Annotated in this window: 17 protein-coding genes; 13 read left to right on the plus strand and 4 right to left on the minus strand. The window is 53.3% G+C overall.

Going from position 1 to position 14,190, the window contains the following annotated elements; genetic code table 11:
* Window positions 1-21 precede the first annotated feature (21 nt).
* Window positions 22-1,230: a multidrug efflux MFS transporter MdtH gene (mdtH, locus tag HEN21_RS12285; protein WP_000092223.1), complete on the minus strand. Its 1,209-nt coding sequence runs from the start codon at window positions 1,228-1,230 to the stop codon at window positions 22-24.
* A gap of 235 nt (window positions 1,231-1,465) precedes the next feature.
* Here mdtH and rimJ point away from each other — a divergent pair, with 235 nt between their 5' ends.
* From rimJ to murJ, 4 genes are all read left to right on the plus strand, one after another.
* Window positions 1,466-2,050, plus strand: a complete 585-nt coding sequence (gene rimJ, locus HEN21_RS12290) for a ribosomal protein S5-alanine N-acetyltransferase (protein WP_000468197.1) — start codon at window positions 1,466-1,468, stop codon at window positions 2,048-2,050.
* A gap of 10 nt (window positions 2,051-2,060) precedes the next feature.
* Window positions 2,061-2,708, plus strand: a complete 648-nt coding sequence (locus tag HEN21_RS12295; RefSeq protein WP_105287135.1) for a YceH family protein — start codon at window positions 2,061-2,063, stop codon at window positions 2,706-2,708.
* A 1-nt stretch (window position 2,709) separates the two neighbouring features.
* A complete protein-coding gene (locus HEN21_RS12300) occupies window positions 2,710-3,633 on the plus strand; it encodes a Gfo/Idh/MocA family protein (RefSeq protein WP_000736172.1) in 924 nt (307 codons plus the stop codon).
* A gap of 109 nt (window positions 3,634-3,742) precedes the next feature.
* Window positions 3,743-5,278, plus strand: a complete 1,536-nt coding sequence (gene murJ / locus HEN21_RS12305; protein WP_001050689.1) for a murein biosynthesis integral membrane protein MurJ — start codon at window positions 3,743-3,745, stop codon at window positions 5,276-5,278.
* A 39-nt stretch (window positions 5,279-5,317) separates the two neighbouring features.
* Here murJ and flgN read toward each other — a convergent pair whose 3' ends face one another.
* From flgN to flgA, 3 genes are all read right to left on the minus strand, one after another.
* On the minus strand, window positions 5,318-5,734 hold the full coding sequence (gene flgN / locus HEN21_RS12310; protein ID WP_105284895.1) for a flagella biosynthesis chaperone FlgN: 417 nt from the start codon (window positions 5,732-5,734) through the stop codon (window positions 5,318-5,320).
* A 4-nt stretch (window positions 5,735-5,738) separates the two neighbouring features.
* Window positions 5,739-6,032 carry a flagellar biosynthesis anti-sigma factor FlgM gene (flgM, locus tag HEN21_RS12315; RefSeq protein ID WP_000020871.1) on the minus strand — a complete coding sequence of 98 codons (294 nt, stop codon included), beginning with the start codon at window positions 6,030-6,032 and terminating at the stop codon, window positions 5,739-5,741.
* Window positions 6,033-6,107: 75 nt separating this feature from the next.
* Window positions 6,108-6,767, minus strand: a complete 660-nt coding sequence (gene flgA / locus HEN21_RS12320; protein ID WP_000880636.1) for a flagellar basal body P-ring formation chaperone FlgA — start codon at window positions 6,765-6,767, stop codon at window positions 6,108-6,110.
* A gap of 153 nt (window positions 6,768-6,920) precedes the next feature.
* On the opposite strand from flgA, the gene flgB reads away from it, so the two are divergent.
* The 9 genes from flgB to flgJ all read left to right on the plus strand — a co-directional run bounded on the left by flgB (window position 6,921) and on the right by flgJ (window position 14,178).
* The gene (gene flgB / locus HEN21_RS12325; RefSeq protein WP_000884707.1) at window positions 6,921-7,337 is read left to right on the plus strand and encodes a flagellar basal body rod protein FlgB; all 417 of its coding nucleotides are present in this window, start codon (window positions 6,921-6,923) and stop codon (window positions 7,335-7,337) included.
* Window positions 7,338-7,340: 3 nt separating this feature from the next.
* Window positions 7,341-7,745 carry a flagellar basal body rod protein FlgC gene (gene flgC, locus HEN21_RS12330; protein ID WP_001196460.1) on the plus strand — a complete coding sequence of 135 codons (405 nt, stop codon included), beginning with the start codon at window positions 7,341-7,343 and terminating at the stop codon, window positions 7,743-7,745.
* An 11-nt stretch (window positions 7,746-7,756) separates the two neighbouring features.
* A complete protein-coding gene (flgD, locus tag HEN21_RS12335; RefSeq protein WP_176252526.1) occupies window positions 7,757-8,452 on the plus strand; it encodes a flagellar hook assembly protein FlgD in 696 nt (231 codons plus the stop codon).
* 24 nt (window positions 8,453-8,476) lie between these two features.
* A complete protein-coding gene (gene flgE / locus HEN21_RS12340; protein ID WP_000885863.1) occupies window positions 8,477-9,682 on the plus strand; it encodes a flagellar hook protein FlgE in 1,206 nt (401 codons plus the stop codon).
* A 19-nt stretch (window positions 9,683-9,701) separates the two neighbouring features.
* Window positions 9,702-10,457: a flagellar basal-body rod protein FlgF gene (flgF, locus tag HEN21_RS12345; protein WP_000349337.1), complete on the plus strand. Its 756-nt coding sequence runs from the start codon at window positions 9,702-9,704 to the stop codon at window positions 10,455-10,457.
* 137 nt (window positions 10,458-10,594) lie between these two features.
* Window positions 10,595-11,377, plus strand: a complete 783-nt coding sequence (gene flgG / locus HEN21_RS12350; protein ID WP_000625837.1) for a flagellar basal-body rod protein FlgG — start codon at window positions 10,595-10,597, stop codon at window positions 11,375-11,377.
* A gap of 52 nt (window positions 11,378-11,429) precedes the next feature.
* On the plus strand, window positions 11,430-12,128 hold the full coding sequence (flgH, locus tag HEN21_RS12355) for a flagellar basal body L-ring protein FlgH (protein ID WP_010351791.1): 699 nt from the start codon (window positions 11,430-11,432) through the stop codon (window positions 12,126-12,128).
* Between the two features lie 11 nt (window positions 12,129-12,139).
* Window positions 12,140-13,237 carry a flagellar basal body P-ring protein FlgI gene (flgI, locus tag HEN21_RS12360; RefSeq protein WP_176252525.1) on the plus strand — a complete coding sequence of 366 codons (1,098 nt, stop codon included), beginning with the start codon at window positions 12,140-12,142 and terminating at the stop codon, window positions 13,235-13,237.
* Complete coding sequence (gene flgJ / locus HEN21_RS12365; protein WP_176252524.1) at window positions 13,237-14,178, plus strand: flagellar assembly peptidoglycan hydrolase FlgJ; 942 nt, start codon at window positions 13,237-13,239, stop codon at window positions 14,176-14,178. Before flgI ends, flgJ begins: the two co-directional genes overlap by 1 nt.
* Window positions 14,179-14,190 lie beyond the last annotated feature (12 nt).

The following is a 14,190-nucleotide window of genomic DNA, read 5'->3' on the forward strand; positions in this document are numbered from 1 at the left end:
GTAACAGAACGCATCGCGTTTTCAGGCATCGCGTTCCAGCAACCGACGCGCAGCGCGCTTCTGGCTAAATTGCCAACCCAGAGCAAGAAAGGTGATTATGCCAATAATGCCCAACATCATCCACGGTAGCTCTGGTTGTTGTGCCGACTTACCCAGATCAAACAGCCAACCGCCGCCGATATAACCGATAGCGCCGCCAATCGCCAGACCCAGACGACTAAACCCCATATAGCTGCCGCGCGCTCGCGCATCCGCCAGCGAGGCGCTTAAGGTTTCACGCGCAGGTTCGGCAATGATCGACCCGATATAAAACAGACAAATCAGGGTGAAGAGTTGTTGCAGACTGCTGACCATTCCAACTGGCATCATGCTTAACGACATGACTAACAGCCCAGCCATCAACCGATGTTCCAGACGAAAACGCTTTTCGCTCCAGCGAGCGATAGGGTAGAGCAAGGTTAAGGAGAGACATGCTTCAATGGCATACATCCATTTAACGGCAGAGGGTGCGCCAGCAACATCGTTGACCATAATCGGCAGCATCAGCATCACCTGAACGGCCAGCATGTAGTAGCCCGCCAGCGTCAGGACGTAAGTGACAAAACGTTTATCACGCATCACGCGAGCCATGCCTTCGCGGACTGGCGTGCGCACGGTAGAGAGTTTCCACGCCGGTAACAACCAGGCATTAAATGCTGCACACAGCACAAACAGAATCGCCCCCGTGGCGCAGACCAGGCGGAAATCATATTGCAACAGCCAGCTCCCCAACAATGCGCCAATGACCGCACCGGCACTGTCCTGCATCATTAACAACGAGAAAAAGCGGCCACGCTGCTGCGGGCGAATCAATTTGACCACCAGCGCCGAACGCGGCGGATCGAAAAGAGTGCCGCCAAGACCTGAGAGAAGGCAGGAAAACCACAGTAGCCAGGGCTCCTGAGCGATGCCCATGGTGGCGAATCCGGCGGCGCGCATCAGCATACCGGTGACAATCATCGGTTTAGCGCCAAAGCGGTCGGCAATTGCGCCGCCAAAAATACCCAACCCCTGCTGAATGAACTGACGCAGACCGAGGGCAATACCGACCATCACGGCGGCCCAGCCCATTTGATCAACGAAGCGGATGGAGATCAGCGGAAAGACAACAAAGAACCCCAGCACGACCAGCATATTATCGATGAGCAGGAAATATTTACCCAGGTTCCTCGCCTGCGACACGCGCGACATTTCCCCTCCCGGGAAATAAAAGATGAGCACTTTCTATTCTGCATGGTCGCTAATACTTTTCCCACAATTCCCGGGACAATATTTTTTTATCGAAAGCCCTCTTTGATAGAGAGTTTTTATCAAATATGTGAATAATGCAGGAAATGGTATTTGGGACTTTTCACAGGCTCTGGTTGCGCAGGTATAGTAATACTTACAGCGTATTAAAGACGTTACGGGAAGGAGTAGGTATAGAATGTTTGGCTATCGCAGTAACGTGCCAAAAGTGCGCTTAACCACGGACCGACTGGTCGTGCGTCTGGTGCATGATCGTGATGCCTGGCGGCTGGCGGACTATTACGCAGAGAATCGCCATTTCCTCAAGCCCTGGGAGCCAGTGCGCGACGAAAGCCACTGTTATCCTTCAGGCTGGCAGGCCAGGTTAAGCATGATTAATGAATTTCATAAACAAGGTTCTGCATTCTATTTTGGGTTGTTCGACCCGGATGAGAAAGAGATTATTGGCGTTGCCAATTTTTCTAATGTGGTGCGAGGATCTTTTCATGCCTGCTATCTCGGTTATTCAATTGGGCAAAAATGGCAGGGCAAAGGGCTAATGTTTGAAGCCCTGACCGCCGCCATTCGTTATATGCAGCGCACCCAACATATTCATCGCATTATGGCCAACTATATGCCGCACAATAAACGCAGCGGTGATTTACTGGCGCGACTGGGTTTTGAAAAAGAAGGCTATGCGAAAGACTATCTGTTGATTGATGGACAATGGCGCGATCACGTACTGACGGCATTAACCACCCCAGACTGGACGCCCGGCCGCTAAGGAGAATCTCATGAAATATCAACTTACTGCACTGGAAGCCCGCGTGATTGGCTGCTTGCTGGAAAAACAGGTGACAACGCCGGAGCAATATCCGCTTTCTGTAAATGGTGTAGTAACGGCCTGTAATCAGAAAACGAACCGTGAACCGGTAATGAATCTGAGTGAATCCGAGGTGCAGGAGCAGCTGGATAATCTGGTCAAACGTCATTATTTACGCACGGTGAGCGGTTTTGGTAATCGGGTCACCAAATATGAGCAACGCTTTTGTAATTCAGAATTTGGCGATCTAAAACTGAGCGCCGCAGAAGTGGCGTTGATAACCACTTTGCTGTTACGCGGTGCCCAGACGCCAGGCGAATTGCGCAGCCGCGCGGCGCGGATGTATGAATTTAGCGATATGGCGGAAGTGGAGTCCACGCTGGAACAACTGGCTAATCGTGAAGACGGTCCTTTTGTGGTTCGCCTGGCTCGCGAACCGGGTAAACGTGAAAGCCGCTATATGCATCTTTTCAGCGGTGAGGTTGAGGATCAGCCGGTGTTAACGGAGCCGTCGAACGCGGTTGACGGCGATTTACAGGCTCGTGTCGAAGCACTGGAAATCGAAGTGTCAGAACTGAAACAGCGTCTTGATTCATTGCTGGCCCATCTGGGAGATTAAAGTGAAAAAATTACGTATCGGCGTAGTGGGATTAGGCGGCATCGCGCAAAAAGCGTGGTTACCGGTGCTGGCGGCAGCATCAGACTGGACGTTACAAGGCGCGTGGTCGCCAACGCGTGAGAAAGCTCTGCCAGTTTGTGAAAGCTGGCGCATTCCCTACGCTGATTCGTTATCCAGCCTCGCCGCCAGTTGCGATGCAGTTTTCGTGCATTCAAGCACTGCCAGCCACTTTGAGGTTGTCAGTGCGCTGTTAAATGCGGGGGTGCATGTTTGTGTCGATAAACCGCTAGCGGAAAATCTGCGTGATGCCGAGCGGCTGGTGGAACTGGCAGCACGGAAAAAACTCACCCTGATGGTCGGTTTTAACCGCCGTTTCGCACCGCTCTACTGTGAGTTAAAAACGCAACTCGCTACGGCGGCCTCGCTAAGAATGGATAAGCATCGTAGCAATAGCGTCGGCCCGCACGATCTTTATTTCACGTTGCTGGATGATTATCTGCATGTGGTGGATACCGCGCTGTGGTTGTCTGGCGGCAAAGCCTCCCTGGATGGCGGCACGTTACTGACTAACGATGCTGGCGAAATGCTGTTTGCCGAGCACCATTTTTCTGCGGGTTCTTTGCAGATTACTACCAGTATGCATCGCCGTGCCGGAAGTCAGCGTGAAGCCGTGCAGGCCGTGACTGACGGTGCGCTCATCGACATTACGGATATGCGTGAATGGCGTGAGGAGCGCGGGCAGGGGGTAGTGCATAAACCGATTCCAGGCTGGCAGAGTACCCTTGAACAGCGTGGATTTGTTGGTTGCGCACGTCACTTCATTGAATGCGTGCAAAATCAGACAGTTCCGCAAACCGCCGGTGAACAGGCTGTGCTGGCGCAGCGCATCGTTGACAAGATCTGGCGCGACGCTATGAGTGAATAAACCCTGTAACATCTGGCGGTAGCAATTCACCATAATCCAGGTAGACTATTCGCCTCTTTCAGCGCCTGCCTTGCAGGCGTTTTGCCCGTGGGTCTGGATTAGAACACCGATGAATTTATTAAAATCGCTGGCCGCCGTCAGCTCGATGACCATGTTTTCGCGTGTGCTTGGCTTCGCACGTGACGCAATTGTCGCCAGAATCTTTGGCGCAGGGATGGCAACCGACGCCTTTTTTGTCGCTTTTAAACTGCCTAACTTGTTGCGCCGTATCTTTGCCGAAGGGGCATTTTCCCAGGCGTTTGTACCAATTCTGGCGGAATATAAAAGCAAGCAGGGTGAAGACGCCACGCGGGTCTTTGTCTCTTATGTTTCTGGTCTGCTGACTCTCGCGCTGGCGGTTGTGACGGTTGCCGGGATGCTCGCCGCGCCGTGGGTAATCATGGTGACCGCGCCGGGCTTTGCTGATACTGCCGACAAATTTGCCCTGACTACCCAGCTATTACAGATTACTTTTCCCTATATTTTGCTGATCTCCCTGGCGTCGCTGGTGGGGGCGATTCTCAATACCTGGAACCGTTTTTCGATTCCGGCATTTGCCCCGACGTTACTTAACATCAGCATGATTGGTTTTGCGCTGTTTGCCGCGCCGTACTTTAATCCGCCGGTGCTGGCGCTGGCGTGGGCTGTAACGGTGGGCGGTATCCTGCAACTGGTTTATCAGCTACCGCACCTCAAGAAGATAGGCATGTTGGTTTTGCCACGCATTAACTTCCACGATGCGGGTGCGATGCGCGTGGTGAAACAGATGGGACCGGCGATTCTTGGCGTCTCTGTCAGTCAGATCTCCTTGATCATCAACACCATTTTTGCTTCGTTTTTGGCATCCGGTTCAGTCTCCTGGATGTATTACGCTGACCGTTTAATGGAGTTCCCGTCTGGCGTACTGGGCGTGGCGCTTGGCACCATTTTGCTACCATCGCTGTCGAAAAGTTTTGCCAGCGGCAATCACGATGAATACAACCGCTTGATGGACTGGGGGCTGCGTCTTTGTTTCTTGCTGGCGCTGCCAAGCGCGGTGGCGCTGGGTATCCTTTCCGGGCCGTTGACCGTTTCACTGTTTCAATACGGTAAATTTACCGCCTTTGATGCGCTGATGACCCAGCGGGCGTTAATTGCTTACTCGGTGGGTTTGATTGGCCTGATTGTGGTGAAAGTGCTGGCTCCGGGCTTTTATTCCCGACAGGACATTAAAACACCGGTAAAAATAGCCATCGTCACGCTGATCCTGACGCAATTGATGAACCTGGCGTTTATCGGCCCTTTGAAACATGCCGGATTGTCGCTTTCCATTGGTCTGGCGGCTTGTCTGAATGCTTCGTTGCTGTACTGGCAGTTGCGTAAGCAGAAAATCTTCACCCCGCAGCCCGGCTGGACTGCGTTTCTGCTGCGTTTGTTGGTAGCCGTATTGGTGATGTCTGGCGTGCTGTTAGGCATGTTACACATCATGCCAGAGTGGTCATTGGGCACTATGCCCTGGCGCTTACTACGCTTGATGGCGGTTGTTGTCGCGGGGATCGCGGCATACTTTGCCGCGCTGGCGGTGCTGGGCTTCAAAGTTAAAGAGTTTGCCCGTCGGACGGTGTAATAATGCGTTCCGGCCTGCATTGCAGGCCGGAGAAAATCTTCAGATAGATATCTTTTTACTGCCGCGATAGGACGTTGAGGTTTGACCGTTAGCCCCGTACAGCGTCGGTTCCTGATGCGGTTTCAGCATCTCCAGCGCCTGTTGATTGCGCTCAATCTGTCCTTCCAGTAACCAGCCGTTATGTTGATTTAACTGGCGCAGTTTCTGCGTTTTCACGGTAATTTCCCGCCAACGCTGCGCGATATCGTCGCTGTTTGCAGTATCCAGTGTTTGCCGACGTAACTGCTCAAGGTAATCCAGCGTTGCCAGCAGTGAGCTTTTTTGTTCTGTAATCCATTGCAACTGGCTGCCGTTGATCTGCCCCATAGAGAGATGTTGTTGCTCTTGATCCATCACCATTTTAAGCTCGTTAAGCACTGCGGACATCTGGTCGAGGATCTCTGCAAGACGCGTCATAAGCCTATTTACTCAGTAAGTCTTGTTGTACTTCGCTGATCAGTGCGTCGGCAATTTTGCCGATATCCATTTTTAGCTCGCCGTTACGAATCGCCTGTCTCAACGCTTCTACGCGTTCAAGATTGATATCACTGCTGCCTGGTTGCATCAGTTTTGCCTGCGCATCGCTTAACGTGACGCTGGTGCTGGTGGCTGCGGTCGTTTTAGTCGAGCGGGTATTGGCTACCGGCGCGTCAGTGTTTTCGCGTGGCTGAACGGTGCTTACGGGCTTCAGAGGTGAAGTGCGGTCAATACTCATGGTTTATTCCTCATTGAGGGCGCTTTTATCATTTGTTGCTTATTTATCGGCAATAGTCGGTCAATCTTTAATAGCTTACAGGTTTATAAGAATATTCCCATCAGCATCCACCACGCCACTGACCACCTGACCCGACACCATGCGGACACGAGCATTTTGCGCGACGGCGGCATTGTTCAGTGCCTGACCTTCAGCATTGGCGCTGAATCCCTCGCCGCTGGCAATCACATTGACGCGTTGACCGGCTTTGACTCGCCAGGCCTGGCGCAGCATGGTTAGCTGTACAGGCTGTTCGGGCGCCAGATCGCGCAGGCTGACGGCATCAACAAGTTGATTGACATCCAGCACAGTACGCGGCGGTAAGGTATCCAGCCGTCCGCGCTTTAGTTTGACACTGCCAGATTCCAGCTTTCCTCCCCGCACAACGGGCATCGCAGCAACCACATAATTTCCCGTGGCCTGCACATTAACCTGCAAATATCGTTTGTCGTTGCCGCAGCGCGCCAGCACATTCACATTGCCCCACAGGCGAGAATTGCTGGTCATCGACAGCAACGGCTGTTCACACGGAGGCAGTAAATGGGGCGCAGTACGAATAGAGACCCGGACTTCATCACTCAACCCTGCCAGTTGTGCGGCAAAAAAGGTTTGCAATTGTGATGTGAGATCGCCAGCCGCACTCAGCGGACTGAACAGTATCGCGATGATCGCCATACAACGCTTCATTGCCAGCATTTTCGCCTCCAGCCATTTCTACGGGCCAAATTGTACCCGCGCGCTGTGACCATCAACGGCATAAATAGCGACCCATTTTGCGTTTATTCCGCCGATAACGCGCGCGTAAAGCCTTTAAGCTGACGGCAGAATTTTGATACCTGCGGAGGAGATATGCTCGACAAGCTCGATGCCGCCTTACGTTTTCAACAAGAGGCGCTCAATCTGCGCGCCCAGCGTCAGGAAGTGCTGGCGGCAAACATCGCCAATGCCGATACCCCTGGTTATCAGGCGCGCGATATAGATTTTGCCAGCGAACTTAAAAAAGTGATGCAGCGTGGACGGGATGAAACCAGCGTGGTCGCCCTGACTATGACCTCAACGCAACACATTCCGGCGCAGGCGCTGACGCCTCCTACCGCAGAACTGCAATACCGTATTCCGGACCAGCCTTCGCTGGACGGTAATACCGTCGATATGGATCGCGAACGTACCCAGTTTGCCGATAACAGCCTGCAATACCAGATGAGCCTTAGTGCGTTGAGCGGGCAAATCAAAGGCATGATGAACGTTTTACAGAGCGGAAATTAACGGATGGCACTGCTGAATATTTTTGATATCGCCGGATCGGCGTTAACTGCTCAGTCCCAGCGTCTGAACGTGGCGGCCAGTAATCTGGCGAATGCTGATAGCGTGACCGGTCCCGATGGACAGCCGTATCGGGCAAAACAGGTGGTGTTCCAGGTGAATGCCGCGCCAGGCGCTGCAACGGGCGGCGTAAAGGTTGCCGATGTTATTGAAAGTCAGGCTCCGGACAAACTGGTTTATGAGCCGGGTAATCCTCTGGCGGACGCGAAGGGCTACGTGAAAATGCCAAACGTTGATGTTGTCGGGGAAATGGTTAACACCATGTCGGCGTCGCGCAGCTATCAGGCCAACGTGGAAGTGCTCAACACGGTGAAAAGCATGATGCTGAAAACCCTCACGCTCGGTCAATAAAGGAGAAAGCCATGTCCATTGCGGTAACCACCACCGATCCGATAAATACCGGCGTCAGCACTACCAGCAGTAGTTCGATCACGGGCAGCAACGCCGCAGATTTACAAAGCAGTTTTCTGACTTTGCTGGTGGCACAGCTGAAAAACCAGGATCCGACCAATCCAATGGAAAACAACGAGCTGACGTCGCAACTGGCGCAAATCAGCACGGTCAGCGGGATTGAAAAACTCAATACAACGCTCGGTTCGATTTCCGGGCAGATAGACAACAGTCAGTCGCTACAGGCCAGTAACCTGATTGGTCATGGTGTGATGATCCCCGGCACCACCATTCTTGCCGGAACCGGCAGTGAAGAAGGCGCGGTAACCACGACCACACCGTTCGGTGTTGAACTGCAACAGGCGGCAGATAAAGTCACTGCCACTATCACTGATAAAAACGGCGCGGTTGTGCGCACTATTGATATCGGTGAACTGACCGCCGGCGTCCACAGTTTCACCTGGGACGGCACGTTAACTGACGGCACAACCGCTCCAAATGGTTCTTATAACGTGGCGATTAGCGCCAGTAACGGTGGTTCGCAGTTAGTGGCTCAACCGCTGCAGTTTGCTCTGGTGCAGGGCGTGATTCGCGGCAACAACGGGAACACGCTGGATCTTGGTACTTACGGCACCACCACGCTCGACGAAGTACGGCAGATAATCTAAGCCTTCACATTTCAGGAGTCAGTCATGGCCTTTTCTCAAGCGGTAAGCGGATTAAACGCTGCCGCCACCAACCTCGATGTCATTGGCAACAATATCGCCAACTCCGCCACCTATGGCTTTAAATCCGGCACGGCTTCATTTGCTGATATGTTCGCGGGTTCTAAAGTGGGACTGGGGGTAAAAGTTGCCGGTATCACCCAGGATTTTACCGATGGCACGACCACCAATACCGGACGTGGTCTTGACGTTGCTATCAGCCAGAACGGTTTTTTTCGCCTGGTAGACAGCAACGGCTCGGTGTTTTACAGCCGTAACGGGCAATTCAAACTCGATGAAAACCGCAACCTGGTGAATATGCAAGGTTTGCAATTGACGGGCTATCCGGCAACCGGTACGCCACCGACCATTCAGCAAGGGGCGAATCCGACCAATATTTCGATTCCAAATACCCTGATGGCGGCAAAAACCACCACCACGGCGTCGATGCAGATCAACCTGAACTCCAGTGATCCGCTTCCGTCAGTGACTACCTTCGATGCCAGTAATGCGGATAGCTATAACAAAAAAGGCTCGGTGACTGTTTTCGATAGTCAGGGCAATGCTCACGACATGAACGTCTTTTTTGTGAAGACCGGGGATAATAACTGGGATGTTTACACCCAGGACAGCAGTGATCCAACAGGCACAGCGAACCACGCAACGACGCTAGCGTTTAATGCCAATGGCATATTGACTTCGGGGGGGACAGCGAACATTACCACTGGCGCAATTAACGGCGCAGATCCTGCCTCATTCTCGTTAAGTTTCCTCAATTCTATGCAGCAAAACACCGGCGCGAACAACATTGTGGCAACCACCCAGGATGGCTACAAACCTGGCGATTTGGTGAGCTATCAAATCAACGATGACGGCACGGTAGTCGGTAACTATTCCAACGAACAAACCCAGTTGCTAGGGCAGATTGTACTGGCGAACTTCGCTAACAACGAAGGTCTGGCATCCGAAGGCGATAACGTCTGGTCTGCGACACAATCTTCTGGCGTGGCGCTGCTGGGCACTGCCGGAACGGGTAATTTTGGCAGTCTGACCAACGGCGCGCTGGAAGCGTCCAACGTCGATCTCAGCAAAGAACTGGTCAATATGATTGTCGCCCAGCGTAACTATCAGTCTAACGCCCAGACCATCAAAACCCAGGATCAGATCCTTAACACGCTGGTTAACTTACGCTAATCGCTGACGGGATAGCTCAATGGATCACGCAATCTATACCGCAATGGGCGCCGCCAGCCAGACGCTGAATCAACAGGCGGTAACCGCCAGTAATCTGGCCAATGCCTCTACGCCCGGTTTTCGCGCGCAGTTAAACGCCTTGCGCGCAGTGCCGGTGGAAGGGCTTTCTCTGCCCACGCGCACGTTGGTAACGGCGTCAACGCCGGGTGCAGACATGACACCCGGCAAGATGGATTACACCTCGCGCCCGCTGGACGTTGCATTACAGCAGGACGGCTGGCTGGCCGTGCAGACTACTGACGGCAGCGAAGGGTATACGCGTAATGGCAGCATTCAGGTTGATCCCACCGGGCAACTGACTATTCAGGGGCATCCGGTGATTGGCGAAGCGGGGCCAATTGCTGTGCCGGAAGGGGCAGAAATCACTATTGCCGCCGATGGCACTATTTCGGCGCTGAATCCCGGCGATCCGGCAAATACCGTCGCGCCAGTGGGTCGTCTGAAACTGGTGAAAGCCACGGGCAGTGAAGTACTGCGTGGTGATGACGGTATTTTTCGTTTAAGTGCGGAAAGCCAGGCAACGCGTGGCACGGTGCTGCAGACGGACCCGACGTTGCGCGTGATGTCGGGCGTACTGGAAGGCAGTAACGTCAATGCCGTTGCGGCAATGAGCGACATGATTGCCAGTGCGCGGCGTTTTGAAATGCAGATGAAGGTGATCAGCAGCGTCGATGATAACGCAGGCCGTGCCAACCAACTGCTGTCGATGAGTTAATTGAACGATTGATGACATTGCAATAAAAGCGCGCGGACTGTTCCCTCGCCCCTTTGGGGAGAGGGTTAGGGAGAGGGGAAATTCGCACCGCCGCGTGCTTTTGCTCTGCTTGTCAGCAATCCACCACAGGACATTTTATGATCAGTTCATTATGGATCGCTAAAACGGGTCTCGACGCCCAGCAAACCAATATGGACGTTATTGCCAACAACCTGGCAAACGTCAGCACCAACGGTTTTAAGCGCCAGCGGGCGGTGTTTGAAGATCTGCTTTATCAAACTATTCGCCAGCCTGGCGCACAGTCTTCCGAACAAACTACCTTACCATCCGGGTTGCAAATTGGCACCGGTGTGCGTCCGGTCGCCACTGAGCGTTTACACAGTCAGGGCAATCTGTCGCAAACCAATAACAGCAAAGATGTTGCCATCAAAGGGCAGGGTTTTTTTCAGGTCATGCTGCCGGATGGTTCATCAGCCTATACCCGTGACGGCTCTTTCCAGGTGGATCAGAACGGGCAACTGGTGACGGCCGGTGGCTTTCAGGTGCAGCCAGCAATCACCATTCCGGCGAATGCGTTAAGTATCACCATTGGTCGTGATGGCGTGGTAAGCGTTACCCAGCAAGGTCAGGCCGCTCCGGTTCAGGTTGGGCAACTCAATCTCACTACCTTTATGAACGACACCGGGCTGGAGAGTATTGGTGAAAACCTCTACACCGAAACGCAATCCTCCGGCGCGCCGAATGAAAGCACGCCAGGCCTGAACGGTGCAGGGCTGTTGTATCAAGGGTATGTTGAAACGTCTAACGTCAACGTGGCGGAAGAACTGGTCAATATGATTCAGGTGCAACGCGCTTACGAAATCAACAGTAAAGCGGTATCCACCACCGATCAGATGCTGCAAAAACTGACGCAACTCTAAGGCATAACCGGTGGCAGGTTCACCGGTTTACTGATTTTTGAAGATGATAGCCATGCAAAAAAACGCTGTGCACACTTACGCCATTTCCAGCTTGTTGGTGCTTTCACTATCCGGCTGTGCCTGGATACCATCCACGCCGCTGGTACAGGGGGCGACCAGTGCACAGCCGGTTCCCGGACCGACGCCCGTTGCCAACGGTTCTATTTTTCAGTCTGCCCAGCCGATCAACTATGGCTATCAACCGCTGTTTGAAGATCGCCGGCCGCGCAATATTGGTGACACGCTGACCATTGTGTTGCAGGAGAACGTCAGCGCCAGCAAGAGTTCCTCCGCTAATGCCAGCCGCGATGGCAAAACCAGCTTCGGTTTTGATACCGTGCCACGCTATTTGCAGGGACTGTTTGGTAACGCCCGCGCCGATGTCGATGCCTCTGGCGGCAATAGTTTCAACGGCAAAGGCGGTGCTAATGCCAGCAATACCTTTAGCGGCACATTAACAGTGACGGTCGATCAGGTACTGGTCAACGGTAACCTGCATGTAGTGGGCGAAAAACAGATCGCCATTAATCAGGGCACCGAATTTATTCGCTTCTCCGGCGTGGTCAATCCACGCACCATCAGCGGCAGCAATACCGTACCGTCTACTCAGGTGGCGGATGCGCGCATTGAGTACGTGGGTAACGGCTACATTAACGAAGCGCAAAATATGGGCTGGTTACAGCGTTTCTTCCTTAACCTGTCGCCAATGTAAGTGAGGCTGTGGTGATTAAATTTCTCTCTGCGTTCATTCTTCTGCTGGTTGCGACGGTGGCGCAGGCCGACCGTATTCGCGATCTCACCAGCGTTCAGGGCGTACGGCAAAACTCGCTGATCGGTTATGGCCTGGTCGTTGGCCTGGATGGTACAGGCGACCAGACGACCCAGACGCCGTTTACCACTCAAACGCTTAATAACATGCTCTCGCAGTTGGGAATTACCGTTCCGACTGGTACCAATATGCAACTCAAAAACGTGGCTGCGGTAATGGTGACGGCGTCGCTTCCGCCATTTGGTCGCCAGGGGCAAACCATTGACGTGGTGGTTTCCTCTATGGGGAACGCCAAAAGTTTGCGTGGCGGCACGTTGTTAATGACCCCGCTTAAGGGCGTTGATAGCCAGGTGTATGCGCTGGCGCAGGGCAACATTCTGGTTGGCGGCGCGGGCGCATCGGCGGGAGGCAGCAGTGTCCAGGTTAACCAACTGAACGGCGGACGGATCACTAATGGTGCGATTATTGAGCGCGAATTGCCCAGCCAGTTTGGCGCTGGCAATACCCTCAATTTGCAGCTCAATGAGGAAGATTTCACCATGGCGCAGGAAATTGCCGATACCATCAACCGCACACGTGGATACGGTAACGCTACGGCGTTAGATGCGCGAACCATTCAGGTGCGCGTGCCGAGTGGCAACAGTTCCCAGGTGCGTTTCCTTGCCGAAATCCAGAATATGCAGGTTAATGTCATCCCGCAGGACGCCAAAGTGATTATTAACTCGCGTACTGGTTCAGTGGTGATGAACCGTGAAGTGACGCTGGACAGTTGCGCGGTAGCGCAGGGGAATCTCTCGGTTACGGTAAATCGTCAGGCTAACGTGAGCCAACCAGACACACCGTTTGGTGGCGGGCAGACCGTGGTAACGCCACAAACCCAGATCGACTTACGCCAGAGCGGTGGTTCGCTGCAAAGCGTACGTTCCAGCGCCAGCCTCAATAACGTGGTGCGCGCGCTCAATGCGCTGGGCGCTACGCCGATGGATCTGATGTCCATACTGCAATCAATGCAAAGCGCGGGATGTCTGCGGGCAAAACTGGAAATCATCTGATGATTAGCGACAGCAAACTACTGGCGAGTGCCGCCTGGGATGCGCAATCGCTTAACGATCTGAAAGCGAAAGCGGGCGAAGATCCTGCGGCAAATATTCGCCCGGTTGCCCGCCAGGTGGAAGGGATGTTCGTGCAGATGATGCTGAAAAGTATGCGTGAAGCCCTACCGAAAGAGGGGCTGTTCAGCAGCGAGCACACTCGCCTCTACACCAGTATGTATGACCAGCAGATTGCCCAACAGATGACGGCGGGAAAAGGTCTGGGACTGGCGGAGATGATGGTTAAACAGATGACGCCAGAACAACCACTGCCAGATGAAGCGACGCCAGCGGCACCGATGAAATTCCCGCTCGAAACCGTGGTGCGTTATCAAAATCAGACGATTACGCAGCTGGTGCAAAAAGCCGTGCCACGCAACTACGATGATTCGCTGCCTGGCGACAGTAAAACATTCCTTGCCCAACTCTCATTGCCCGCCCAACTGGCAAGCCAGCAAAGTGGTGTGCCACATCATCTGATCCTCGCCCAGGCTGCGCTGGAATCAGGCTGGGGTCAACGGCAAATTCGTCGTGAAAATGGTGAACCAAGCTATAACCTGTTTGGCGTCAAAGCCTCCGGCAACTGGAAAGGACCGGTGACTGAAATTACCACCACCGAATATGAAAACGGCGAAGCGAAAAAAGTGAAGGCGAAGTTTCGGGTTTACAGCTCTTATCTTGAAGCATTGTCGGATTATGTTGGACTGTTAACGCGTAATCCGCGTTACGCTGCCGTGACGACCGCCGCAAGCGCCGAGCAGGGGGCGCAGGCATTACAGGACGCGGGCTATGCTACCGATCCTCACTATGCCCGCAAACTCACCAATATGATTCAACAGATGAAATCGGTAAGCGACAAGGTGAGTAAAACCTACAACATGAGTATCGATAATCTGTTCTGAACAACTCAAGTC

This window comes from Escherichia sp. 93.1518 (genome assembly GCF_013368915.2).
Classification (GTDB): Bacteria; Pseudomonadota; Gammaproteobacteria; order Enterobacterales; family Enterobacteriaceae; genus Escherichia; species Escherichia ruysiae.